Source organism: Streptomyces sp. NPDC058773 (genome assembly GCF_042746015.1).
Lineage (GTDB): Bacteria > Actinomycetota > Actinomycetes > Streptomycetales > Streptomycetaceae > Streptomyces.
In genome coordinates this window covers 57,323-82,398 of the sequence record NZ_JBHYPE010000008.1, presented here as the reverse complement: position 1 = coordinate 82,398, position 25,076 = coordinate 57,323, and the positions used below count along the sequence as shown (strand labels likewise).

The following is a 25,076-nucleotide window of genomic DNA, read 5'->3' as shown; positions in this document are numbered from 1 at the left end:
GGGTGCCTCATCGGCCGGCCGACGGGGCCCGGCCGCGGGACGTGCTCACAGGCAAGGAGGCGTGCTCACAGGAAATAGAGCCGGGACAGGGACACGGTGTCGGCCGGTTCCGAGCGCATCGGGGCGCCGTCGAGGGTGACCAGTCCGCTGCCCCCGTCGACCTGCACCTGCCCGACCCGGGAGTTGTGGACGAGGTTGCCGGGGCCGATGCCACGGGTGCCGCGGACGGCGACCCGGCGTCGGCGCGTGGGCATGCCGTCACCGCCCTGTTCGGCCGCGGCACGGGCGACGAAGGCGACGGAGATCTCCGCGGGCGTCGCGCCGTACGCCCCGAACTGCGGGCCCAGCACCAGGGGTTCGCAGGTGTCGGTGGCGGCGTTGGGGTCACCGGTGACGCCGTAGGCGGGGAAGCCGGACTTCAGCACCAGCTGCGGTTTGGCACCGAAGTACTGCGGCTTCCACAGCACGACATCGGCCATCTTGCCGACCTCCAGCGATCCGATCTCGTGCGAAAGACCATGGGCGATGGCGGGGTTGATGGTGAGCTTGGCGATGTAGCGCAGCACCCGGGCGTTGTCGTCGTGGGCTCCGTCGCCGGCCTCCCCGTCCCGGGAAAGAAGGGGCCCGAGTTCGGCCTTCATCTTGCCCGCCATGGCGAACGTCCGGCGTACGGTCTCGCCCGCGCGGCCCATGCCCTGGGCGTCGGACGAGGTGATGCCGATCGCCCCGAGGTCGTGCAGCACGTCCTCGGCGCCCATCGTCCCGGCCCGGATGCGGTCGCGGGCCATCGCGGCGTCGCCCGGCAGGTCGGTCTTCAGGTCGTGGACCGAGACGATCATGCCGTAGTGCTCGGCGACCGCGTCCCGCCCGAAGGGGAGGGTGGGGTTGGTGGAGGAGCCGATGACGTTGGGGACCCCGGCCATCTTCAGGACGTTGGGGACATGGCCGCCGCCGCAGCCCTCGATGTGGAAGGCGTGGATGGTCCGGCCGTCCAGGACGCGCAGGGTGTCCTCGACGGTGAGGCACTCGTTCAGACCGTCGCTGTGCAGGGCGACCTGGACGTCGTGCTCCTCGGCGACCCGCAGCGCGGTGTCCAGGGCACGGGCGTGGGCGCCCATGTCCTCGTGCACCTTGAAACCGCAGGCGCCGCCCTCGGCGAGCGCCTCGACCAGCGGGGCGTCGCCGGAGGACGAACCCCGGCCGAGGAAGCCGATGTTGACCGGCCAGGCGTCGAAGGCGCTGAAGGCGTGGCCCAGCGCCCAGGGGGAGTTGACGCCGACGCCCCAGACCGGCCCGAATTCCTGGCCGATGATGGTGGTCACGCCGGAAGCCAGCGAGGCCTCCATGACGCGCGGTGTGAGCAGATGGACATGGGTGTCGACGGCGCCCGCGGTGGCGATCATGCCCTCGCCGGAGACGATCGAGGTGCCGGTGCCGACGACGACGTCGACCCCGTCGAGGGTGTCGGGGTTGCCGGCCCGTCCTATCGCGTGAATCCGGCCCTCGCGGATGCCGATGGACACCTTGCGGATGCCCTGGACCGCGTCGATGACCAGGACGTTGCTGATCACCACGTCGCAGGTCTCGCGGACCGCGGCGGCCTTGAGGTGCAGCCCGTCGCGGGCGGTCTTGCCGAAGCCGGCCAGGAACTCGTCACCGGGCTTCTGGGCGTCGGACTCGACCCGGACGACCAGGCCCGAGTCACCGAGGACGACCCGGTCGCCGGCTCGCGGGCCGTGCACCGACGCGTACTCGTGGGGATCGATGCTGCCCGTCATGCCCGTTCCTCCGCTCCCAGGTAGCCGCAGGCGGCGGCCCGCCGCAGCGCTTCCGATTCGGCGCCCGGTGCGTCCAGCGGGCCGTCCACGAGACCGGCGAAGCCGATCGCGATCCGGTCGCCGCCGATCGGGACCAGACCGACCTCCGAGGCGCCGCCGGGGTCGAACCGCACCGACGAGCCGGCCGGGACGCACAGCCGCATGCCGTACGCGGCGCCGCGGTCGAAGTCCAGCCGGGGGTTGGCCTCGAAGAAGTGGAAGTGCGAGGTGACGCTGATGGGCACGGTCGCGGTGTTGCGTACGGCCAGCACCACCGCGGGCGCGGGCTCCGGGCCGGCCGGGCCGGGGAGCACGGCGCCGGGCGCGGGCGCCGCGTCGCTCCCCCCGGCCGCCGGGCGGGCGCCGATCGGGTCGCTGACCACCGCGAGCCGGGAGCCGTCGTCGAAGACGGCCTCCACATGCACCTCGGTGACCACCTCGGCCACGCCCGGCAGCACCTCGTCCGGACCGAGCACACCGCGTGCCGCCTCGATGGCCTGAGCGAGGCGGCGCCCGTCCCGCGCCGCCTCGCAGACCGTGTCCGCGATCAACGCGGTCGCCTCGGGCACATTCAGCTTCAGTCCGCGGGCCCGGCGCGTCCGCGCCAGCTCGGCCGCGCCGAACAGCAGCAGCCGGTCGCGTTCCGTCGGGGTCAGCCGCATCCCGTCACACCTCCAGCTCGATTTGAGCATCACTCTAACCATAAAAATCGACGACAGGAAAGCATTGACCGCTACCGCAGGCATGCGTCACATTGAGCGCTGTTCTAGATGAGCGGCAAATAGAGTGCTGCTCTAAACGATCTCGCGGTGCGGACCGCCCGCGCCCGGCGCGCCCCGGCCCGCCGCACCGCCCGCAGCGCACGGCACACGGCCCACCACCCCGGGGCACCGTCCACCGCGCGCCGCGCACCCACCGTCGTCCGGCCTCTCAGGGGAGCCTCATGCCGATCGAACAACGCGGAGTCGACACCGTCCCGGAGGAGGAGCGCACCAGCGGCCCTCGCGATCTGATCTCGATCCTGCTCGGGTCGAACCTCGCGCTCGGCGTGGTGATCTTCGGCTGGCTCCCGGTCTCCTTCGGGCTCGGCTTCTGGCCCTCGGTGACCTCCCTGGCGGCGGGTACCGCCGTCGGCACCCTGCTGACCGCCCCGCTCGCGCTGGTCTCGCTGCGCAGCGCCACCAACCTCTCCACCAGCAGCGGCGCCCATTTCGGGGTGCGCGGCCGGCTGATCGGCTCGGTCATCGGCCTGCTGCTGTCGCTGGGCTACACCGCGCTGACCCTCTGGGTCGGCGGCGACGCGATGGTGGGCTGTCTGCACCGGCTGACCGGGCTGCCGTCGGACGGCACGGCCTACGCCCTGGTCTACGCCCTGCTGGCCGGCGCCACCGCGGTCGGCGCGATCCACGGCTACCGGGTGCTGCTGCGGCTGAGCAAGGTGCTCGCCCTCGGGCTGACCGCCCTGCTCGCCGTCGGCATCCTCGCCTACGCCCCCACCTTCACCACCGCCGCGCCGCCCGGCAGTTCCTATCTGCTCGGCGGCTTCTGGCAGACCTGGCTGCTGGCCGCCGTCTCCGCGGGCCTGAGCGGCCCGATCGCCTTCATCACGCTGCTCGGTGACTACAGCCGCTACATCTCCCCGCACCGGCACGGCGCCGGGAAGGTCTTCGGCGCCACCTGTCTGGGGCTGGTGGTGGGCCTGCTGGTGCCGCAGCTCTTCGGGACGTTCACCGCGCTCGCGGTCGGCGCGGGCGCGGACTACGCGGGCCCGCTGGTGGCCGGCGCACCGCTCTGGTATCTGGCGCTGCTGCTGCTCAACGCCTCGGCCGGGTCCGTCGGCAACGCCGGGCTGATGCTCTACAGCATGGGGCTCGACCTGGACGCGATCCTGCCGCGGGCGACCCGTACCCAGGCCACCTGTGTCGTCGCCACGCTGTCGACCGCGCTGGTCTACGCCGGCCACTTCCTGTGGGCGGCGCAGGGCGCGATGACCTCGTTCGTCCTGCTGATGACCGCCGTCGGGACGCCCTGGGCGGTGATCACCGTGATCGGCTTCGTGCGCTGCCGCGGGGCCTACGACCCGGAGTCGCTCCAGGTCTACAACCGGGGCACCCGCGGGGGCCGGTACTGGTACCGGGGCGGCTGGCACGTCCGGGCGGCGCTGGCCTGGGCGCTGGGCTCGGTGGTCGGCCTGCTGGGCGTGGACACCCCGCTCTACCGGGGGCCGCTGCTCCCCCTGACCGGCGGGATCGACCTCAGCTTCGTGCTCGCGGCGGCCGTGGGCGGGATCGCGTATCTGGCCCTGACGGTGCGGGAACCGCGGCCGGTCGCGGCGCCGCGCGCCCGGCCGCCCGCCGCCCCGGTCCCAGCCGCGGAGACCCCGGCGGAGACCGGCTGAACCGGTCCGGACGTGACCGAGGCCGCCCCCGGGAATGTGCGGGGACGGCCTCGGTCAGGTCCGGGCACTTGCGCGGCGCCGACGGGCTCAGCCCAGCTCGTGCATCCAGCCGTGCTTGTCCTCGGTGACACCCCGCTGGATGTCGAGGAGCGCCTCGCGCAGCTTCAGCGTGACCTTGCCGGGCTCGCCGTCGGACTGCGTCCACTCGCCGCCCGCGCTCTTGACCGTGCCGACCGGGGTGATCACGGCGGCCGTGCCGCAGGCGAAGACCTCGGTGAGGGTGCCGTTCTCGGTGTCGGCCTTCCACTGGTCGATGGAGACCCGCGCCTCCTCGGACGCGTAGCCCAGGTCGCGGGCGACGGTCAGCAGCGAGTCACGGGTGACGCCGGCGAGCAGCGAGCCGGTCAGGTTGGGCGTGACGATCTTGTCGCCGTACACGAAGTAGAGGTTCATCCCGCCCAGTTCCTCGACCCACTTGTGCTCCACGGCGTCGAGGTAGGCGACCTGGTCACAGCCCTGCGCGGCGGCCTCGGCCTGGGCGAGCAGCGACGCGGCGTAGTTGCCGCCGGTCTTGGCGTCGCCCATACCGCCGGGGACGGCCCGCACGCGGTTTTCGGACAGCCAGATGGAGACCGGCTTGACGCCGCCGGCGAAGTACGCGCCGGCGGGCGAGGCGATGACGACGAAGAGATACTCGTTGGCGGGCTTCACGCCCAGGCCGACCTCGGTCGCGATCATGAAGGGGCGCAGGTAGAGCGACTCCTCGCCACCGTGCGCCGGCACCCAGTCCTTGTCCTGCTGAACGAGCAGGTCACAGGCCTCGATGAAGGTCTCGACGGGCAGCTCCGGCATCGCCAGCCGGCGCGCGGAGGACTGGAAGCGCCGGGCGTTGGCGTCCGGGCGGAAGGTGGCGACGGAGCCGTCGGGCCGGCGGTACGCCTTGAGGCCCTCGAAGATCTCCTGGGCGTAGTGCAGGACATTGGTCGCCGGGTCGAGGGAGAGCGGCCCGTACGGCACGAGCTGTCCGTCGTGCCAGCCGCGGCCCTCGGTCCACTTGATCGTCACCATGTGGTCGGTGAAGTGGCGGCCGAAGCCGGGGGCGGCCAGGATCTGCTCCCGCTCCGCGTCGGACAGCGGGTGCGAGGAGGGCTTGAGCTCGATCGTGGGCGTCGTCATGGATGCATGTCCTTCACTGCGTGTGCGATACCGGGAGGTACCTCCCAGCGCCGGCTGGGGAGCATCTCCGGCCCAGCCCTCCGGCCGGGGGTAGGGGGTTCGGCCCCCCACCTTGCGGCACCGGTGCGGTGGCTGCCGCGCTCAGGAGGGAACCTGAACGTACCGGTCGTTACTGGGACGTCCGAGTTTCCTCGCGGGCAACGATGCCACGTCCGATTATCGCCTGTGGGTCCGCGCCGCCGGAACCGTGTGCGCGCTCCGCGTCCCGGATGGTGCGCCGCGGGGCGGTTCCGACGCGGACAGCGCCGGGCCCCATGAGCCCGGCGCTGTCCGTGGTGGGGTCGTGCGCGGGGCCTCAGCCCGCTACGCGTGCGGCCAGCGCGTCGCCGATCTCGTCCGTGGTCCGCGCCGTACCGTCCCGGGCCTCCAGGTCGGCGGCCACGGACTCCTCGATGCGGGCGGCCTGCGGCTCGTAGCCGAGGTGGCGCAGCAGCAGGGCGACGGAGAGGATCGTCGCGGTCGGGTCGGCCTTGCCGGTGCCCGCGATGTCCGGTGCGGAGCCGTGCACCGGCTCGAACATCGAGGGGAAGTCGCCGGTCGGGTTGATGTTCCCGGAGGCGGCCAGACCGATACCGCCGGTGACGGCCGCGGCGAGGTCGGTGAGGATGTCGCCGAAGAGGTTGTCGGTGACGATCACGTCGAACCGCTCGGGCTGGGTGACGAAGAAGATCGTCGCGGCGTCGACGTGCAGGTAGTCGGTGGTGACCTCGGGGTACTCCTGGCCGACCTTGTCGAAGATGTTCTTCCACATGTGGCCCGCGTACACCAGCACATTGTTCTTGTGCACCAGCGTCAGCTTCTTGCGGGGGCGGGCGTTGGCCCGCTCGTACGCGTCGCGGACCACCCGCTCCACACCGTAGGCGGTGTTGAGGCTGACCTCGGTGGCGACCTCGGCGGGGGTACCGGTGCGCAGGCTGCCGCCGTTGCCGGTGTAGGGGCCCTCGGTGCCCTCGCGGACGACGAGGAAGTCGATGTCCGGGCGGCCGGCGAGCGGGGTCGCGGTGTTCGGGAAGAGCTTCGACGGGCGCAGGTTCACGAAGTGGTCGAAGGCGAAGCGGAGCTTGAGCAGCAGACCGCGCTCCAGCACGCCGGACGGAACCGACGGGTCGCCGATCGCGCCGAGCAGGATCGCGTCGTGCTGCTTGAGCGACTCCAGCTCCGCGTCGGGCAGGGTCTCACCGGTCGCGTGCCATCGCCGGGCACCGAGGTCGTACTCCTTGGTTTCCAGCTTGACGTCCTGCGGGAGGACCGCGCTCAGAACCTTCAGGCCCTGGGCCACGACCTCCTGGCCGATACCGTCACCGGGGATCACTGCGAGGCGAATGGTGCGAGACATGTCTGGACCCTACTCTCCGTCCCATTGATTGACACGTAACGTCCGCCATACGGACACATGGGGAGCCGGTCAGCTGCCGTTCACCCCGCGTCCCCACAGCGGTCGGGTCGCGCTGGGAAATTCGGCGGCATGACTGGAAATCCCCGGAAGGCCGCCCCCCTGCCCTCGCACACCCCCCGCGTCGGCATCCCGGAGCAGCTGGCGGCCCGGATGAGCATGCCGGAACAGCATGACTACCTCCGTACGAAGCTGAGCCGCAGAGGCCTGCTGCGCACCTCGGCCGCCACCGCGGGAGTGGTCGCGGGCTCCGGACTGCTGGCCGGCTCGGCCCAGGGCGTGGCGCCCACCCTGCTGTCGTCGCCCGCCGCGGCCGCCGTCGACGGCTCGCTGGTCGCCCCGTTCGGCCGCCATCTGGCCTTCGGCGCCGACCCGAAGAGCCAGCTGCGGGTGAGCTGGCAGGTGCCGCTGGCGGTCAAGCGGCCGTATCTGCGGGTGGGTCTCAAGCCGTGGGATCTGGGGCGCAAGATCGAGGCCGAGGTCCGGCCGCTGCACACCCCGTCGCTGTCCGCGAAGCTGCCGGCCGTGCAGCAGTACTACCTGCACGCCGCGCTGGACGGGCTGCGCCCGGGGACGACGTACTACTACGGCGTCGGCCACGACGGCTTCGACCCGGCCGACCCCCGCCACTTCTCCACCGTCGGCACCTTCCGCACCGCCCCGGCCCGTCCCGAGACGTTCGTCTTCACCGCCTTCGGCGACCAGGGCGTCAGCTACCACGCCCTCGCCAACGACCAGTTGATCCTGGGTCAGAACCCGTCCTTCCATCTGCACGCGGGCGACATCTGCTACGCGGACACCGACGGCGACGGCTCCGAGCACGACGCCTACGACGCCCGGGTCTGGGACCAGTTCCTCGCGCAGACCGAGTCGGTGGCCAAGTCCGTGCCGTGGATGGTGACCACCGGCAACCACGACATGGAGGCCTGGTACTCCCCCAACGGCTACGGCGGCCAGAACGCCCGCTGGACGCTGCCCGGCAACGGCCCGGACGCCCAAAGCGCCCCCGGCGTCTACTCGTTCACCTATGGCAACACCGCGGTCGTCGCCCTGGACGCCAACGACATCTCCTACGAGATCCCCGCCAACCAGGGCTACACCGACGGCAAGCAGACCCGCTGGCTCGACCGCCGGCTGGCCGAGCTGCGCGCCACCGACGGCATCGACTTCATCGTGGTCTTCTTCCACCACTGCGCCTTCTCCACCACCACCTCGCACGCCTCCGACGGCGCGGTGCGCGACGCCTGGCTGCCGCTGTTCGACAAGCACCAGGTGGACCTGGTGGTCAACGGGCACAACCACGTCTACGAGCGGACCGACGCCCTCAAGGCCGGACGGGTCGCCAAGAAGATGCCCATCGGCGCGCACGTGGACAGCAGCCGCGAGGGCATCGTGTACGTGACCGCGGGCGGCGCCGGCCGGGCCCTCTACGACTTCCCCGTGCCGGACAGCTACGAGGGACACATCAAAGACCTCGACCACGTGGACACCTACCACTGGTCCAAGGGGCAGCAGAAGACGGAGGAAACCGTGGAGTGGTCCCGGGTCCGCTACACCGGCTACTCCTTCATCGCCGTCGAGGTCACCCCGGGCCGCCACCCACGGATGAAGGTCACCGCCCTCGCCGAGTCCGGCGAGCGCATCGACCACTTCGAGGTGACGCGCTCCCCCGCGCAGTAGGCAGCGATCGCCTGTAGGGGCGCCCGGAATCCGGGGCGCCCCTACAGGCTCGGAACGCTCAGGAGAGAAAGAGCCACCGGGCCACGGACAGCCTGATCCGCCAGCAGCAGCGGCAGGGCATCGACGCCGCCCCGGGTCGCGCGCGCAGCATCTCAGTGCCCGGTCGAGCCGCCGTTGTCACGGCGGTCGAGGGCACGCTGGAGGGCCGCCGCGGCGTTCCTGCGGTCGGCGTCACCGTTCGTACGGGCGGAGTGACGGGTCCTGCGGACGGCAGTCTCGGCCATGATTCACGTCTCCTATGCCAGAGCCCCGAGAAAAATTGGGATGCGTCGATCCAGAAGCGGCCGGAAAACGCGGGGGCCTCGGCACGGCAGGGGTCACCTGCGCTCACGCACCGGGCCGCATCCGCACTCGCTCGATGGAGCGTTACGTTCGGCTTCTACAACGCTAGGACAGCTCGGCCGTGATGTCTGCACAATTACTTGGGCTTCCTACTATCTGAGACGGCGCTCGTGTGCTCGAACGAGCGATCCCCGGATATTTGCTGGTCATGGCCGTCCCGGCGCTCCCTGGCGTGGCGGTGTCGCTTGTGCCACAAGGCCAGGCCCGCCCACACTCAACGAGGCGATCACCGGCCAGGCGCGGGGCGCCTGAAGCAACGCCGAACGGCCCGGCGCCCCCGGGGAGAGGGGTGCCGGGCCGTCGGCGTTCGCGCGGGCGTCAGCCCATGTGCGGGTAGCGGTAGTCCGTCGGCGGGACCAGGGTCTCCTTGATGGAGCGGGTGGAGGTCCAGCGCATCAGGTTCTGCTTGGCGCCGGCCTTGTCGTTGGTGCCGGACGCGCGGCCGCCGCCGAAGGGCTGCTGGCCGACGACGGCGCCGGTCGGCTTGTCGTTGATGTAGAAGTTGCCGGCCGCGAAGCGCAGCAGCTCGCAGGTGCGGGCGGCCTCGGCACGGTCCTGGGCGATGACGCAACCGGTCAGGCCGTACGCCGAGGCGGACTCCATCTGGGTGAGCATCGCGTCGTAGTCGGCGTCGTCGTAGACGTACACACCCAGGATCGGGCCGAAGTACTCGTCCTTGAAGATCTCGTTCTCCGGGTCGGTGGAGACCAGGACCGTCGGGCGGACGAAGTAGCCCTCGCTGTCGTCGTAGGTGCCGCCGGCCACGACCTCGACGGTCGGGTCGGCCTTGGCGCGGTCGATCGCCGCCTTGTTCTTGGCGAACGAGCGCTCGTCGATGACGGCGGACATGAAGTTCGACAGGTCCGAGACGTCGCCCATGGACAGGGCGTCGACCTCGGCCGCGAACTCCTCCTTGAGGCCGCTGTTCCACAGCGAGGCGGGGACGTAGGCGCGGGAGGCCGCGGAGCACTTCTGGCCCTGGAACTCGAAGGCGCCACGGGTCATCGCGGTCTTCAGCACGGCGCGGTCGGCCGAGGGGTGGGCGACGATGAAGTCCTTGCCGCCGGTCTCGCCGACGAGGCGCGGGTAGGTCTTGTAGTTCTCGATGTTGTTGCCGACCGTCTTCCACAGGTACTGGAAGGTCTTGGTCGAACCGGTGAAGTGGATGCCCGCGAGGTCCGGGTGGGTCAGGGCGACCTCGGAGACGTCCTTGCCGTCGCCGGTGACGAGGTTGATGACGCCCTTGGGCAGCCCGGCCTCCTCCAGCAGCTGCATCAGCAGCACGGCGGCGTAGGTCTGCGTCGGGGACGGCTTCCAGACCACGACGTTGCCCATGAGGGCGGGCGCGGTCGGGAGGTTGCCGGCGATCGCGGTGAAGTTGAACGGCGTGATCGCGTAGACGAAGCCCTCAAGAGGACGGTGGTCCGAGCGGTTCCAGACGCCCGGGGAGTTCGCCGGGGGCTGCTCGGCGAGGATCTGGCGCGCGAAGTGCACATTGAAGCGCCAGAAGTCGATCAGCTCACACGGGGTGTCGATCTCGGCCTGCTGGGCGGTCTTGGACTGGCCGAGCATGGTGGCGGCGGCCATCGTCTCGCGCCAGGGGCCGGAGAGCAGGTCGGCGGCCTTGAGGATGATCGCGGCGCGGTCGTCGAAGGACAGCGCGCGCCAGGCCGGGGCGGCGGCCAGTGCGGCGTCGACCGCGTCCTGGGCGTCCTTGACGGTGGCGTTGGCGTACGTGCCGAGACGGGCGGAGTGGTTGTGCGGCTGCACGACGTCGAAGCGCTCGCCGCCGCCCATCCGCCGTGCGCCGCCGATGGTCATGGGCAGCTCGATCGGGTTGCCGGCCAGCTCCTTGAGCTTGGCCTCCAGGCGGGAACGCTCCGGGCTGCCGGGGGCGTAGGTGTGGACCGGCTCGTTCACCGGCACGGGGACCTGGGTCACAGCGTCCATAGCGGCCGTGTCTCCTTCGATTTCGCTCGTCGGTTTTCGTACGTCGGTGGTGCGGCCGCGGCCGCTGCGGAGGGGCGGCTGCGGGCGGCGCCGTGCGGGGATCTCGCCCCGCTTCCAGCATCCACCCGCGCCCGCCGCCGCGGGGCGATCAGGCGTGAAACGATCAGCCGCGGGTCGCCAGGGACCGCAGGAAGAACGCGAGGTTCGCGGGGCGCTCGGCCAGCCGGCGCATGAAGTAGCCGTACCAGTCGGTGCCATAGGGGATGTACACCCGCATCCGGTGTCCCTCGGCGACCAGCCGCTGCTGCTCGGCCTCGCGGATGCCGTAGAGCATCTGGAATTCGTAGTCGGCCAATTTGCGGCCGTTGCGGTGCGCCAGTTCCTGGGCGATGGACACCATCCGCGGGTCGTGCGACCCGATCATGGGGTAGCCCTCCCCCGCCATCAGGATCTTCAGGCACCGCACATAGGCCTTGTCGACCTCCCGCTTGTCCTGGAAGGCGACGGTCGCGGGCTCCTTGTACGCCCCCTTGACCAGCCGCACCCGCGAGCCTTCCCCGGCCAGCGCGCGGCAGTCGTCCTCGGTACGGAAGAGGTAGGACTGCAGCACCGCGCCGGTCTGCGGAAAGCGCTCCCGCAGCTCGGCGAGGATCGCGAGGGTGGAGTCGACCGTGGTGTGGTCCTCCATGTCGAGGGTCACGGTCGTCCCGGCCTCGGCGGCGGCCTCGACCACCGGGGTGACGTTCTTCAGGGCCAGCTCGTGGCCGCCGGTCAGCGCCTGCCCGAAAGCGGACAGCTTGACCGACATCTCGGCCTTGACGCCGAGGCCGTGTTCCTTGAGAGCCGCGGCCAGCTCCAGGTAGGCATCGCGGTTCCGCAGCGCCTCGGCCGGGTCGGTGATGTCCTCACCGAGGTGGTCGAGGGTGACCTCCAGGCCGCGTGCGGCCAGGGACCGCACGGCCGCCATGGACTCGTCCAGGCGCTCGCCGGCGACGAACCGGTTCACCACGGGCCGGGTGACCGGAGCGGCCGCCACGAGCCGGCGGATGCTGTCACTGCGCGCTGCGGCCAGGAGCACGGGACCCAGCATGGGCACCTCCACGATTCAGGGTGACAAGTACCGGGCGGACACCGGGCGGGCGAACGCGTCGGCAATATTGAGCCACCTGAAACTTAAGGATCCCGCCACTTCCCGGCCATCGACAGCTGTCACGCCTTCGTGGTCGGGATCTCAGACAGATGTATGAGAATGAGATTGAGGTGACCGTGTCCGTGGTGACAGTGGTGTGAGAGGTGTCCGAGTCACCGGCGGTGCCGGTGGTGTGGTGACAGGAGAGGGGCCGGACGGCCGATGCGGGGCGACTACCAGCAGCTCGTGGACGAGATCTCGGCGGCGCTCGGCGCTCCGGCGACGCTGGAGGACCGGGATTTCGGACTGATTGCGTTCGGTGCGCACGAGGGCGACGACGACGAGGTCATGGACCCGGTGCGCACCCGCTCGATCCTGCAGCGCCGCTCCTCGGCCGCCGTACGGGCCTGGTTCGAGGCGTTCGGGATCGCCCGCGCCAAGACCGCGCTGCGCATTCCGCCGGACCCGGCCGCCGGGGTCTTCAAGGGCCGCATCTGCCTGCCCGTACGCCACCGCGGCATCGTGCACGGCTACGTCTGGCTGCTGGACGACGGGCATCTCACCGATCTCGAACTGGGCGGCCGGGGCGCACCGCCCGACCCCCGGATCGCACAGGCGATGGAGACCGCCGCCCGGATCGGCGAACTGCTGGCCGACGAGGCCCGTGCCGGGTCCGAACTCGCCGATCTGCTGCGGGAGTTGCTGGTCGCGCGGCCCGGCGAACAGCCGGCCGCGGCGGCCGCGCTGCGCGATGCGCTGCGGGACAGCCTGCGCTTCACCCCGGGCGCCCCGCTCACCCTGGTCGCGGTGCTGCCCTGGGACACCTCGGACACCGACGCGGCGCCGCCGCCGAGCCTGCCGGGTCTGCTCGCCGCCTGTGCGCTGCCGGCGGGCGGCGGCCCGGAGGACGGCGCTGTGGTGGGGGCTGACGAGCCGGAGCCCACCGCACACCACGGCCGCACCGGGCCCGCCACCCGTCCGCCCGTCCCTGCCCTGGCCGCACTGGTACGGCTGCGCTCGTCCGGTGCGCCCGCCCCGGCCCACACGGTGGCCGAGCATCTGCTGCGTTCGCCGCGCGCGGGGAGCGGACCGGCCGAGGGGCAGGCGCCGCGCGGCGGCCGGGGCGGCGGCTCCGGGCACCCACCGCCACCGCGGCCGGCCGCCGCCGGAATCGGCGCCGCCACACGGGAGTTGACCGACCTTCCGGCGGCCTGGCGGGAGGCGCTGGACGCGGCCCGCGCGGCGCACGCAGAGCCCCGGCTGGGCCCGATCACCCGGTGGGACGCCATCGGCGCGTACCGGATGCTGACCGCTCTGCCGGGCACCGCGCCCGATCCGGCCATCGGGCCGCTGCTGGCCCCCGCCCATGCGGAACTCGCGCGCACCGCCGAGGTGTTCCTCGACTGCGCGGGCCAGGCGAGCCGTACCGCACAGGTCCTGGGCATCCACCGGCAGACGCTCTACTACCGCCTGGGCCGGGTGGAGAAGCTGACCGGCCTCGACCTGGGCGACGGCGAACACCGGCTGCTGCTGCACATGGCGCTCAAGGCGGCCCGGCTGTGAGCGGCACGGCTCGGGACGGCGGGGGCGTCAGGGCCTCTTCCCCAGCACCTCGCCCGCGGTGACCCGGCGCAGCGCGGTCGCCAGATCCCGGCCGGAGGGCATGGCGTCGGGCGTGAGCAGCGACTGGACCATCAGGCCGGTGAGCAGGGCCTGGTAGAAGGAGCCGACGACGCGGGCGGACTCGGCGTCGACCTCGGTGTCCGGCACCCCTGCGAAGATCGCGACGAGCCCCTCACCACCCTCCGGGAGCACCTCACCGATCGCCTCGCGCAGGCCCGCGTCGCGCGGCAGCAGCCCCAGCACCTCGACCTGCGCGGCGATGAACTCCCGCTCGGTGGCGATGCGTTGCAGGAACAGGTCCCAGACCGCGGCGAACCGTTCCAGCGGGTCGGCGCCCTCCGCCCCCGCCTCCTCCGCGGGCTGCACCTGGGCGACGCCCGCCCCCCACTCCTCGCTGGACGCGATGATCGCCTGGCGCATCAGGGCGTCCTTGGAGCCGTAGTGGTAGCCGATGGAGGCGAGGTTGGCGCCCGAAGCGGCCACGATGTCGCGGGCGGTGGTGCGCGCATATCCCTTCTCCAGGAGGCAGCGCTTGGCGCCCTCCAGAAGATCTTCACGGTGTCCCATGAGGGCAGCCTATCGCCACACATACGCTCGTACCAGACACCCGTTTTAGACGTACGTACAGAACGCGAGCCCTCGGGGGGCGGCCCCGCTCTCCCCGTACGGGTGCCCTGCCGGGGTCACCGCGGCCGGTCCGGCCCCTCGCGGCGGCCGCCCGTGTCGTCGCCCGGGTGCGCGCGGCCGCCCTTGTCGTCGTCGGCACCGGTCTCGGGCAGCTGCTCCTTGCCGCGCGCGGTGTCGCCGCCCTGCGGTCCGGACCGGGTGCCGGCGCCGGAGCCCGCGCCCGCCATCGGCCCCTCGATCAGCTTGTTGCGCTCGCCGCCCGTGGAGGCGGGCGGCGCGGTGTCCCCCGTCGGCCGGGGGCGGGACTCGGGTCCGCCCTGATCGGCGGCGCCCGGGGCGGGCCGGGCCATCCCGTAGTGTCGGTACAACTCGGCTTCCTCGGAGGGGTCGAGATGCCCGTTGGCGTCGATCCGCGGCGCGTCCTTGATGGTGGCCTTGGTGTGCGGCACGTGCAGTTCGTCGCCGGTCCGCCGGGCGCCGGCGAGCGGGATGAAGGACTCCTTCATGCCGAACAGCCCGGTCCGCACCGTGATCCACTCCGGCTCGTTGGTGGCGTCGTCCCGGTAGACCTGCTGGACCCGGCCCACCTTCGCGCCTTCGGCATCGACCACGTGCAAGCCGGTGAGACTCTGCGGGGCGTCCCCCAGGGGTGCATTCATGGCGTCGCTCTCCTTCCGCACGCACCGGCGGGGGCACGCGCAGTTCCCATTGCGCGACGCGAACATCTCCCCAGCGAGTCGGGAGGACCGGCGTCCGGGGCCCCGGACGGCCGCACGACGGCGCCGACGGCCCCCGCGGCCTCACCCCCGGATAGGCCATTCGGGTGAATGCCGACCGGCGAGACGGCCCCGCACGCCCGGTCGCGGACCGTCCCGGGGCCCCTACGATGCGGCACACGCCAACGGGCCCGGCTCCCGCACGAAGCGGGGCCGGGCCCGTTGACCTGCGAAGACCTGGCGGTCAGTCGCCGAGGTTCACCGCGCGCACCGAGGTCGCACCGATCTCCTCGGCGATCTCGCTGAGCACGTTCGGCGGAATCGTGTCGTCGACGGTCAGCGCGACCAGCGCCTCACCACCGACGTCGGCCCGCGAGACCTGCATGTTGCCGATGTTGATGCCCGCCTCGCCCAGGATCTTGCCGACGGTGCCGACGACACCGGGGCGGTCGCTGTAGCGCAGGAACGCCATGTGATCGGCGAGCGCCAGGTCGATCGAGTGCTCACCGACCGCGACGATCTTCTGGATGTTCTTGTGGCCGGCCAGCGTGCCGGAGATCGACACCTCGTCGCCGCCCGCGAGGGTGCCGCGCACGGTCACCACATTGCGGTGCTCGGGCGACTCGCTGCTGGTCGTCAGCCGCACCTCCACACCGCGTTCCTGCGCGAACAGCGGGGCGTTGACGTACGACACCGTCTCGTCGACGACGTCCTCGAAGACGCCCTTGAGCGCGGAGAGTTCCAGCACCTTGACGTCGTGCTGGGTGATCTCGCCGTAGACCTCGACGTCCAGGCGCATGGCGACCTCACCGGCCAGCGCGGTGAAGATCCGGCCCAGACGCTCGGCCAGCGGCAGGCCCGGCTTGACGTCCTCGGCGATCACACCGCCCTGGACGTTGACCGCGTCCGGCACCAGCTCGCCGGCCAGCGCCAGCCGCACCGACCTGGCGACCGCGATACCGGCCTTCTCCTGGGCCTCACCCGTCGACGCACCGAGGTGCGGCGTGGCGACGACCTGGTCGAACTCGAAGAGCGGGGAGTCGGTGCAGGGCTCGACGGCGTAGACGTCCAGGCCCGCGCCGGCCACCCGGCCCTCCTTCAGCGCGCTGGCCAGCGCCGCCTCATCGACGATCCCCCCGCGCGCGGCGTTGACGATCCGCACCGACGGCTTGACCTTGTGCAGCGCCTCGTGCCCGATGAGACCGACGGTCTCCGGCGTCTTGGGGAGGTGGACCGTGATGAAGTCCGAGACCTCCAGCAGCTCGTCGAGGGTCAGCAGCTTGACGCCCATCTGCGCGGCGCGGGCCGGCTGGACGTAGGGGTCGTAGGCGACGACCTTCATGCCGAACGCCGACATCCGCTGGGCGACCAGCACGCCGATCCGGCCGAGGCCGACCACGCCGAGAGTCTTCTCGCTCAGCTCGACGCCGGTGTACTTGCTGCGCTTCCACTCGCCGTTCTTCAGGGCGGTGTTGGCCTGCGGGATGTTGCGGGCCGTGGCGACCAGCAGACCGCAGGCCAGCTCTGCGGCGGTGACGATGTTGGAGGTCGGGGCGTTGACGACCATCACGCCGGCCTTGGTGGCGGCGGAGACGTCGACGTTGTCCAGGCCGACGCCGGCGCGGGCGACGACCCGCAGCTTCTTGGCGGCGGCGATGGCCTCGGCGTCGATCTTCGTCGCGCTGCGCACGAGGACGGCGTCGACGTCGGCGATCGCGGGGAGCAGCTCGGCGCGGTCCGCGCCGTTGCAGTGCCGGATCTCGAAGTCCGGGCCGAGGGCGTCAACCGTGGCGGGCGACAGCTCTTCGGCGATCAGTACGACAGGTTTCGAGCTCACGTGGTCTTCAGTCCTCATCCAGTCCGATGGGGTACCTCCCACGCCCGCGGGCGGTGGGAGAGGACGGCCGTCCCGACGGCCGAAGGCGGGTGCCGCGTGGAAGACGCACGACGCTGTGAGCCTGACGCGCTTGTGCTTGGCAGTGTAGTGGTGGTGCGGGGCGCGTCCTGTGCCGTTGCGGAAGGATCACCCGTGCGGGCTTCTACGCGGCGGACAAGGCGCCGCGGGGCGCCACGGACGAGGGGGCCGCAGCTTCCGCCGCGACCCCCTGTCCTCGGGCTTACGCCTCGTCGTCCACCCAGCTCATCAGCTTGCGGAGCTTCTTGCCCGTGGTCTCGAGCAGGTGGTCCTCGTCGGCCTTCTTGTACTCGTTGTACTTCGGCAGGCCGGCGTTGTACTCCGCCATCCAGTTGTTGGCGAAGGTGCCGTCCTGGATCTCGGCGAGCACCTTCTTCATCTCGGCCTTGGTCTGGTCGGTGATGACGCGGGGGCCGGTGATGTAGTCGCCCCACTCGGCGGTCTCGGAGACCGACCAGCGCATCTTCTCCAGGCCGCCCTCGTACATGAGGTCCACGATGAGCTTCAGCTCGTGGAGGCACTCGAAGTACGCGATCTCGGGCTGGTAGCCCGCCTCGACCAGGGTCTCGAAGCCGGCCTTGACCAGCGCCGAGGCGCCACCGCAGAGCACCGCCTGCTCACCGAACAGGTCGGTCTCGGTCTCCTCGGTGAAGGTGGTCTTGATGACGCCGGCGCGGGTGCCGCCGATGCCCTTGGCGTAGGAGAGCGCCAGCTCGAAGGCCTTGCCCGAGGCGTCCTGCTCGACGCCCGCGATGCAGGGCACACCGCGGCCTTCCTCGTACTGGCGGCGGACCAGGTGGCCCGGGCCCTTGGGGGCCACGAGCGCGACGTCCACGTTGGACGGCGGCTTGATGAAGCCGTAGCGGATGTTCAGACCGTGGCCGAAGAACAGCGCGTCGCCGTCCTTCAGGTGGTCCTTGATGGACTCCTCGTAGACCTTGGCCTGGATCGGGTCCGGCACCAGGATCATGATGACGTCGGCCTCGGCGGCCGCCTCGGCCGGCGTCACCACGCGCAGACCCTGCTCCTCGGCCTTGGCCTTGGACTTGGAGCCCTCGTGCAGACCGACCCGCACATCGACGCCCGAGTCACGCAGCGACAGCGCGTGCGCGTGGCCCTGGCTCCCGTAGCCGATGACCGCGACCTTGCGGTTCTGGATGATGGACAGGTCGGCATCGTCGTCGTAGAAGAGCTCGGCCACTTCGGGTATCTCCTTGGATCTAGCGGGTGCCCACACAGTACGTCGGGCGGGGCGGGGAAGGGCGGTGGGTCTCGCCATGCGGTCCGGTCGGACCGTGGCGGTCAGGCCGTACGGTCCAGTGCGCGCAGCGAGCGGTCGGTGATGGACCGGGCGCCACGGCCTATGGCGATGGTTCCGGACTGCACCAGTTCCTTGATGCCGTACGGCTCCAGCATCTTGAGCATCGCCTCCAGTTTTTCACTGGATCCGGTGGCCTCGATGGTGACGGCCTCGGGCGAGACGTCCACGGTCTTGGCGCGGAAGAGCTGGACGATCTCGACGATCTGCGAGCGGGTCTCGTTGTCGGCGCGGACCTTGACCAGGACCAGTTCGCGCTGGATGGCGGAGCCGGGTTCCAGCTCGACGATCTTCAGCACGTTGACGAGCTTGTTGAGCTGCTTGGTGACCTGCTCCAGCGGCAGCGACTCGACGCTGACCACGATGGTGATGCGGGAGATGTCGGGGTGCTCGGTGACCCCGACCGCGAGGGAGTCGATGTTGAAGCCGCGGCGGGAGAACAGGGCGGCGATCCGGGCGAGGATGCCGGGGGTGTTCTCCACCAGGACGGAGAGGGTGTGCTTGGACATGGGGTCTTCTCTCTTCTTCCGTGCGTCCGTGACGTCCTGGGCTCAGTCGTCTTCGTTGTCGCCGAAGTCGGGACGCACGCCCCGGGCGGCCATGACCTCGTCGTTGGAGGTGCCGGCGGCGACCATCGGCCAGACCTGGGCGTCCTCGTGGACGATGAAGTCGATCACGACCGGGCGGTCGTTGATGGCGTTGGCCTTGGCGATGACCGCGTCCAGCTCCGCCGGGTCCTCACAGCGCATCGCGACACAGCCCATGGCCTCGGACAGCTTCACGAAGTCCGGGACGCGGGTGCCGCCGCTGGCCTTGCCCGCCGTCACCAGGCCGTTGGACTCCGGGCCGCTGTGCAGCACGGTGTTGGAGTAGCGCTGGTTGTAGAAGAGGGTCTGCCACTGGCGGACCATGCCCAGCGCGCCGTTGTTGATGACCGCGACCTTGATCGGGATGTTGTTGAGCGCGCAGGTGACCAGCTCCTGATTGGTCATCTGGAAGCAGCCGTCGCCGTCGATCGCCCAGACCGTACGGTCCGGCTGTCCGGCCTTGGCGCCCATCGCGGCGGGGACGGCGTAGCCCATGGTCCCGGCGCCACCGGAGTTCAGCCAGGTCGAGGGCTGCTCGTAGTCGATGAAGTGGGCGGCCCACATCTGGTGCTGGCCGACGCCCGCGGCGTAGATGGTGTCGGCGGGGGCGAGCTTGCCGATCCGCTCGATGACCTGCTGCGGGGAGAGGGTGCCGTCCTCCGGGAGGTCGTAGCCGAGCGGGTAGGTGTCGCGCCAGCGGTTGAGGTCCTTCCACCAGGCGCTGTAGTCACCGCGGTGTCCGGCGTCGTACTCGGCCTGGACGGCGACGATCAGGTCGGCGATGACCTCGCGGGCGTCACCGACGATCGGCACGTCCGCGGCGCGGTTCTTGCCGATCTCCGCGGGGTCGATGTCGGCGTGGACGACCTTGGCGTACGGCGCGAAGGAGTCCAGCTTGCCGGTGACGCGGTCGTCGAAGCGGGCGCCGAGGGTGATCAGCAGGTCCGACTTCTGGAGCGCGGTGACGGCGGTGACCGCACCGTGCATGCCGGGCATCCCGACGTGCTGCGGGTGGCTGTCGGGGAAGGAGCCCAGCGCCATCAGGGTGGTGGTGACGGGGGCTCCGGTCAGCTCGGCGAGCACCTTGAGTTCGGCGGTGGCACCGGCCTTCATGACGCCGCCGCCGACGTAGAGCACCGGGCGCTTGGACTCGACGATCAGCCGGGCGGCCTCACGGATCTGCTTGGCGTGCGGCTTGGTCACCGGGCGGTAGCCGGGCAGGTCGGTCTGCGGCGGCCAGGCGAAGGTGGTCTGCGCCTGGAGTGCGTCCTTGGCGATGTCGACCAGGACGGGGCCGGGGCGGCCGGTGGCCGCGATGTGGAACGCCTCGGCGATCGTCCGCGGGATGTCGGCGGGGTCGGTGACCAGGAAGTTGTGCTTGGTGATCGGCATCGTGATGCCGCAGATGTCCGCCTCCTGGAAGGCGTCCGTGCCGATCGCCTTGGACGCGACCTGACCGGTGATCGCGACCAGCGGGACGGAGTCCATGTGGGCGTCGGCGATCGGCGTGACGAGGTTGGTGGCACCCGGGCCCGAGGTCGCCATGCACACCCCGACCCTGCCGGTGGCCTGCGCATATCCCGTGGCGGCGTGACCGGCGCCCTGCTCGTGACGCACCAGGACGTGCCGGACCTTCGAGGAGTCCATCATCGGGTCGTACGCGGGAAGGATCGCACCGCCGGGGATGCCGAAAACGGTGTCGGCCCCGACCTCCTCGAGCGAACGGATGAGGGACTGGGCACCCGTGACGTGCTCGACGGTGGCGGGCTGCTGCGGTCCGCCGGCGGTACGGGCCCGCGGCTGCGGATGGTGGGCCCCGGAGGCCTGCTCGGTCATCTGCGTCTCTTCTCGAAGCTGAGGGTTTTGACGGGATTTGTGAGGTTGCTGTGCAACAAAAAACCCCCCGTGCCAGGTGGCAAGCGAGGGGAGCGCGTCGGTGCGTTGAGCCGGGTTCGTCAGGGACCCAGGCTTCAGCCGACGCGCTTTCCAAGTACGAGAATTCGGGTGCGCATGGCACTGACCCTCCCCCCGCCGTGCACCGAGTGTCAAGTGGGTGGGACGGAGGTCTCACTATTTGAGCGCAATGGCGGATGTACGAGCGATTCCGGACCCGCCGGAGCGCCCTGCCGGACGGGCAGTCCGCCGCCGGTGAGCACCACCGCGCGGCCCTGTCCCGCCAGGTCCGGGACCGGGTAGCGGGCGTGTGTCAGGGACCGCCGCAGCCGGTGTTCGTCGAGCGGCCCGGAGAAGGCCGCGCCCATCCCGTGCGTGCAGCCCATGGAGCGCAGGGCGAGCACCTGCTCAGGCAGGTCGACACCGTCCGCGACGGACTGCATGCCCAGGTCGCCGGCGATCCGCAGCAGCCCGGCGGTGATCTTGTGCAGCCTCGCGGACTCCACCACGCCGTCCACCAGCCCGCGGTCCAGCCGCAGTACGTCGACCGGGAGCCGGCGCAGTGCGCTGATGGCGGCATATCCGCTGCCGAAGCCGTCGAGGGCGATCCGTACGCCCAGCCGGCGCAGCGCGACCAGCCGGCGCTCCAGGTCGTCCAGCGGGAGGCGGGGGTCGCTCTCGGACAGCTCCACGACGAGCGCGCGGGAGGGCAGCCCGTGGCGGGTGAGCAGCGACTCGACGCCCTTGGGGGACAGCGCGTGGTCCAGCAGCCGGCGGGCGGAGAGCCGGACCGCGACCGGGACCGGATAGCCCGCCCGGCGGCGCGCGGCGGCCTGCTCGACGGCCTCCTCCAGCTGCCAGCGGTCCAGCTCCGCGGCGCGGGCGCCGTCCTCGTCGGCGACCCGGCCGCGGTCGCCGACCCGCAGGAACTCGGCCGGGGTGAAGAGGATGCCCTGGGCGGAGCGCCAGCGGGCGTGCGCCGCGACCGCGGTGACCCGGCCGGTCGCCAGCTCCACCACCGGCTGGTGCAGCAGCGCGAAGGCGCCGTCGTTCAGGGCGGTGCGGAGCTTGCCGGCCAGCTCGGCGCGGTGGGCGACCTCGTTCTGCATCTGGGGGGCGTACAGCTCCACCCGGCCCTTGCCGGCCTGCTTGGCGCGGTACATCGCGAGGTCGGCGTTGCGCAGCAGGCCCGCGGGGCTCACCCCGGGATCGGCGAAGGCGACGCCGATGCTGGCCGCCACCCGGACGTCCCGGCCGTCGATGCGGTAGGGCTCGGAGAGCTTGATGCGGAGCCGGTCGGCGATCTCGTGGATACGGAACTCCCGGGCGGCCGGGTCGCGGGTGCCGTCGCCGGTGATCAGCGCGGCGAACTCGTCGCCGCCCAGCCGCGCCGCTATGTCGCCGGAGCGCACCGAGTCGGCGAGCCGGCGAGCGGCCTGCACCAGCAGTTCGTCGCCCGCCTGGTGGCCGATGGTGTCGTTGACCTGCTTGAAGCCGTCGAGGTCGATGTAGAGGACGGCGGTGTCGTGGTCGCTGGCCCGGCGGCCGGTGACGGCCTGGGTGACGCGCTCGGTGAACAGCGCGCGGTTGGGCAGGTCGGTGAGCGCGTCGTGTGAGGCGTTGTGCTGGAGCTGGGCCTGGAGCCGGACGCGTTCGGTGACATCGCGGGAGTTGAAGATCAGGCCGCCGTGGTGGCGGTTGACGGTGGATTCGACGTTCAGCCAGCCGTCGCCGCCGGGGCGCCGTTCGCCGGCGCGGAAGCGGCATTCGATCCGGGTGGTGGGTTCGTCCTCGGGGGTCGCGGCGAGGAATCTGCGGACCTCGTGGACCACCCGGCCCAGGTCCTCGGGGTGGATCAGCGAGGCCAGCTCGGAGCCGACCAGCTCCTCGGCGTCGCGGCCGTAGACCCCGGCGGCGGCCGGGCTCACATAGCGGAGCACACCGGTCGGGGCGGCGATCATGATGACGTCGCTGGAGCCCTGCACCAGGGAGCGGAAGTGGTTCTCCTTCTGCGCCAGTTCCTGGGTGAGGGTGATGTTGTCGAGCAGCATGATGCCCTGGCGGACGACCAGCGCGAGGACGACCGTGCAGCCGGTGAAGAGCACCACGCGGTCGATGCGCCGCCCGTCCAGGACGTTGGTGAGGATGCCCAGGGTGCAGACGGCAGCGGCCAGATACGGGGTCAGCGCGGCGAGCGAGCCGGCGATCGGGCGGCTGCCGTGCGGCTGGGCCCGCCGGGCGGCGGGCCGGTCGTCCTCCACGGTGCCGTCGTCGCCCGCGCGGCGGGCGACCCAGGGCGCGTAGGCCAGCAGCATCGACCCGGCGAACCAGCCGGCGTCCAGGATCTGCCCGGAGCGGTAGTGCTCGCGCAGCAGCGGCGAGCTGAACAGGGCGTCGCAGAGCACCGTCAGCGCCAGCGCCGCGACCGCGGTGTTGATGGCCGAGCGGTGCACCGAAGAGCGCCGGAAGTGCAGCGCGAGCACCATGCTGACCAGCACGATGTCCAGCAGCGGATAGGCCAGCGACAGGGCGCTCTGCGCCACGCTGCGACCCTGGAAGTGAGCGGTGTGTGCGAGCGCGAGGCTCCATGAGAGAGTGACCAGCGACCCGGCGATCAGCCAGGAGTCGAGACCCAGACAGACCCAACCGGCCCTGGTCACCGGCCTCTTGGCGAGCACCAGCAGGCCCACGATGGCCGGCGGCGCGAACAGCAGGAAGCAGAAGTCGGCCAGCGAGGGGCTGGGGACCGTGACCCCTTCGATGACCTCGTACCAGCCCCATACGCCGTTGCCGAGGCCTGCCATCCCGGAGGACGCGGCGAACAGCATCCAGGCCGGACGGAACCGGCTGCGGCGCTTGCGGGCGTACAGCGCGCAGGAGACGGCCGCCAGGAACGCCGCGAAGCTGAGGCCGAAGTCCCCCATGATCACGGCGACTTCGGGCGACCCCCAGCCGAACGCGGCGCCGATGGCATAGCCGCCGCAGAGCACCGCCAGCACGATCTGCGGCACCGCGCTCGGCGGGCCGGCGGCCGGCGCCGGCGGGCTGGAGAGCATCGCCCCGGGGGCGCTCACCGGACTCTTCCGTTCATCCGCACCGGGAGGCGTCGTGCGCGGCGCTCCTGGGGACCTCGCAGTATTCCCGCGGGCGCTCGTGGATCGTGCTTCTCGCTACTCGTCCATCGGCCGTACATCGCCCGTCGCCCCCCTCGAGTCCCGGATCGTTCGCACGCGCCGCATCTTTCCCGGCGGCGTCCCCGCTCGGGACGATACACCAGTTCCGTCACTCAGGGACATAGCGTCTCTACGCAGCGTGACTAAGGGCGCACGGCGAACACTCCTTGCAGTCGTACGGCCTCGTAGTGCTACGCGCAACCGGTTTCAGTCGGCGGTCGCGACCACGTTCCGCAGGGGCTCCCCGGCCGCGAAAAGCGTCAACTGGTCCCGCAGCAACCGCTTCGCACGGGGCAGGAAGGCAGAGCTGGGACCGCCGACGTGTGGAGTGACGAGTACGCCGGGAGCGTGCCACAGCGGATGTCCGGCGGGGAGGGGTTCCGGGTCGGTGACATCGAGCGCCGCGTACAGCCGTCCGGATTCCAGCTCGGCGAGGAGTGCCGCGGTGTCGACGACCCCGCCGCGCGCGACGTTCACCAGCAGCGCGCCGGCCTTCATCCGGGCCAGGAAATCGCGTCCCACCAGGCCACGGGTGGCGTCGGTGAGCGGAGTCGCGAGCACGACGACGTCCGCTTCGGGCAGGAGGGCGGGCAGGTCGGAGAGTGGATGCACAGGACCGCGCACAGTGTCACGCGCGGTGCGTGCGATGCGCACGACCCGCGCACATTCGAAGGGTGTGAGCCGGTCTTCGATGGCACTGCCGATCGAACCATAGCCCACAATGAGCACCGATTTGTCGGCAAGCGCCGGGCGGTACTCCGGCCGCCACTCCCCCGCGTCCTGGGCCCGGACGAAGCCCGGGACGCCGCGCAGTGACGCGAGGATCAGGGTGAGCGCCAGCTCCGCGGTGCTGGCGTCGTGCAGCCCGCGGGCGTTGCACAGTTGGGCACCGGACGGCATGTCGGACAGCCCCGGGAGTATGTGGTCGACGCCGGCGGTGAGCGTCTGGACCGCCCGTACCCGGCTCATCCGGGACAGCGGGCGCAGCGAAGTCTCCACGTCCTTCATGTAGGGAACGGCATAGAACGCGCACCGGGCGGGGTCGGCCGGGTAGTCGGGGCCGGCGTCCCAGTGGACGTAGCGGAACCCGTCGGGGAGGCCCTCGATCTCGTCGGGCGGGATCGGGAGCCATACGTCACGGGCGTCGGTGCGCTGCTCTGCTGTTGCCATGGCCCGAGGCTATGCGAAGAGACGTTCTGTTCAGACGTTAGTTTGGTCA

The 25,076-nt window shown here is 71.2% G+C and carries 18 protein-coding genes; 3 read left to right on the top strand and 15 right to left on the bottom strand.

What is annotated here, in order from left to right; genetic code table 11:
- Positions 1-65: 65 nt before the first annotated feature.
- On the bottom strand, positions 66-1,778 hold the full coding sequence (locus ACFW5B_RS09830) for an urease subunit alpha (RefSeq protein ID WP_386435966.1): 1,713 nt from the start codon (positions 1,776-1,778) through the stop codon (positions 66-68).
- Positions 1,775-2,479 carry an urease subunit gamma gene (gene ureA, locus ACFW5B_RS09825; protein ID WP_386435963.1) on the bottom strand — a complete coding sequence of 235 codons (705 nt, stop codon included), beginning with the start codon at positions 2,477-2,479 and terminating at the stop codon, positions 1,775-1,777. Before ureA ends, ACFW5B_RS09830 begins: the two co-directional genes overlap by 4 nt.
- Positions 2,480-2,760: 281 nt before the next feature.
- Here ureA and ACFW5B_RS09820 point away from each other — a divergent pair, with 281 nt between their 5' ends.
- Positions 2,761-4,215, top strand: coding sequence for a cytosine permease (locus tag ACFW5B_RS09820; RefSeq protein WP_386435960.1), 1,455 nt, complete (start codon positions 2,761-2,763; stop codon positions 4,213-4,215).
- A gap of 87 nt (positions 4,216-4,302) precedes the next feature.
- On the opposite strand, the gene ACFW5B_RS09815 is transcribed toward ACFW5B_RS09820, so the two are convergent.
- Positions 4,303-5,391 (bottom strand): branched-chain amino acid aminotransferase, encoded by a 1,089-nt coding sequence (locus tag ACFW5B_RS09815; RefSeq protein WP_386435957.1) that lies wholly within the window; start codon positions 5,389-5,391, stop codon positions 4,303-4,305.
- Positions 5,392-5,746: 355 nt separating this feature from the next.
- Positions 5,747-6,787, bottom strand: coding sequence for a 3-isopropylmalate dehydrogenase (locus ACFW5B_RS09810; protein WP_386435954.1), 1,041 nt, complete (start codon positions 6,785-6,787; stop codon positions 5,747-5,749).
- A 129-nt stretch (positions 6,788-6,916) separates the two neighbouring features.
- Between ACFW5B_RS09810 and ACFW5B_RS09805 the strand changes: the two genes are divergently transcribed.
- Positions 6,917-8,524 carry a fibronectin type III domain-containing protein gene (locus ACFW5B_RS09805; protein ID WP_386435951.1) on the top strand — a complete coding sequence of 536 codons (1,608 nt, stop codon included), beginning with the start codon at positions 6,917-6,919 and terminating at the stop codon, positions 8,522-8,524.
- A gap of 152 nt (positions 8,525-8,676) precedes the next feature.
- Here the strand turns inward: ACFW5B_RS09805 and ACFW5B_RS09800 are convergent, their stop codons facing one another.
- The 3 genes from ACFW5B_RS09800 to ACFW5B_RS09790 form a co-directional block, all read right to left on the bottom strand.
- Positions 8,677-8,808, bottom strand: a complete 132-nt coding sequence (locus ACFW5B_RS09800) for a hypothetical protein (protein WP_386435948.1) — start codon at positions 8,806-8,808, stop codon at positions 8,677-8,679.
- A 436-nt stretch (positions 8,809-9,244) separates the two neighbouring features.
- Positions 9,245-10,876: an L-glutamate gamma-semialdehyde dehydrogenase gene (gene pruA, locus ACFW5B_RS09795; protein WP_386435945.1), complete on the bottom strand. Its 1,632-nt coding sequence runs from the start codon at positions 10,874-10,876 to the stop codon at positions 9,245-9,247.
- A gap of 163 nt (positions 10,877-11,039) precedes the next feature.
- Entirely contained in the window at positions 11,040-11,966 is a 927-nt protein-coding gene (locus ACFW5B_RS09790; protein ID WP_386435943.1) for a proline dehydrogenase family protein, read from the bottom strand.
- Between the two features lie 261 nt (positions 11,967-12,227).
- Here ACFW5B_RS09790 and ACFW5B_RS09785 point away from each other — a divergent pair, with 261 nt between their 5' ends.
- On the top strand, positions 12,228-13,568 hold the full coding sequence (locus tag ACFW5B_RS09785) for a helix-turn-helix domain-containing protein (RefSeq protein WP_386435940.1): 1,341 nt from the start codon (positions 12,228-12,230) through the stop codon (positions 13,566-13,568).
- A gap of 27 nt (positions 13,569-13,595) precedes the next feature.
- Here the strand turns inward: ACFW5B_RS09785 and ACFW5B_RS09780 are convergent, their stop codons facing one another.
- The 8 genes from ACFW5B_RS09780 to ACFW5B_RS09745 form a co-directional block, all read right to left on the bottom strand.
- On the bottom strand, positions 13,596-14,195 hold the full coding sequence (locus ACFW5B_RS09780; RefSeq protein ID WP_386435937.1) for a TetR/AcrR family transcriptional regulator: 600 nt from the start codon (positions 14,193-14,195) through the stop codon (positions 13,596-13,598).
- A gap of 116 nt (positions 14,196-14,311) precedes the next feature.
- Complete coding sequence (locus ACFW5B_RS09775) at positions 14,312-14,914, bottom strand: PRC-barrel domain-containing protein (protein WP_386435934.1); 603 nt, start codon at positions 14,912-14,914, stop codon at positions 14,312-14,314.
- Between the two features lie 301 nt (positions 14,915-15,215).
- Entirely contained in the window at positions 15,216-16,808 is a 1,593-nt protein-coding gene (gene serA / locus ACFW5B_RS09770; protein ID WP_386435931.1) for a phosphoglycerate dehydrogenase, read from the bottom strand.
- 280 nt (positions 16,809-17,088) lie between these two features.
- The gene (ilvC, locus tag ACFW5B_RS09765) at positions 17,089-18,087 is read right to left on the bottom strand and encodes a ketol-acid reductoisomerase (protein WP_042149142.1); all 999 of its coding nucleotides are present in this window, start codon (positions 18,085-18,087) and stop codon (positions 17,089-17,091) included.
- Positions 18,088-18,188: 101 nt separating this feature from the next.
- Positions 18,189-18,713, bottom strand: coding sequence for an acetolactate synthase small subunit (ilvN, locus tag ACFW5B_RS09760; protein WP_018087233.1), 525 nt, complete (start codon positions 18,711-18,713; stop codon positions 18,189-18,191).
- A 42-nt stretch (positions 18,714-18,755) separates the two neighbouring features.
- On the bottom strand, positions 18,756-20,627 hold the full coding sequence (locus tag ACFW5B_RS09755) for an acetolactate synthase large subunit (protein ID WP_386435910.1): 1,872 nt from the start codon (positions 20,625-20,627) through the stop codon (positions 18,756-18,758).
- 209 nt (positions 20,628-20,836) lie between these two features.
- Positions 20,837-23,758, bottom strand: a complete 2,922-nt coding sequence (locus tag ACFW5B_RS09750; RefSeq protein ID WP_386435907.1) for a putative bifunctional diguanylate cyclase/phosphodiesterase — start codon at positions 23,756-23,758, stop codon at positions 20,837-20,839.
- A 306-nt stretch (positions 23,759-24,064) separates the two neighbouring features.
- Positions 24,065-25,027, bottom strand: coding sequence for a 2-hydroxyacid dehydrogenase (locus ACFW5B_RS09745; RefSeq protein ID WP_386435904.1), 963 nt, complete (start codon positions 25,025-25,027; stop codon positions 24,065-24,067).
- Positions 25,028-25,076: the final 49 nt, after the last annotated feature.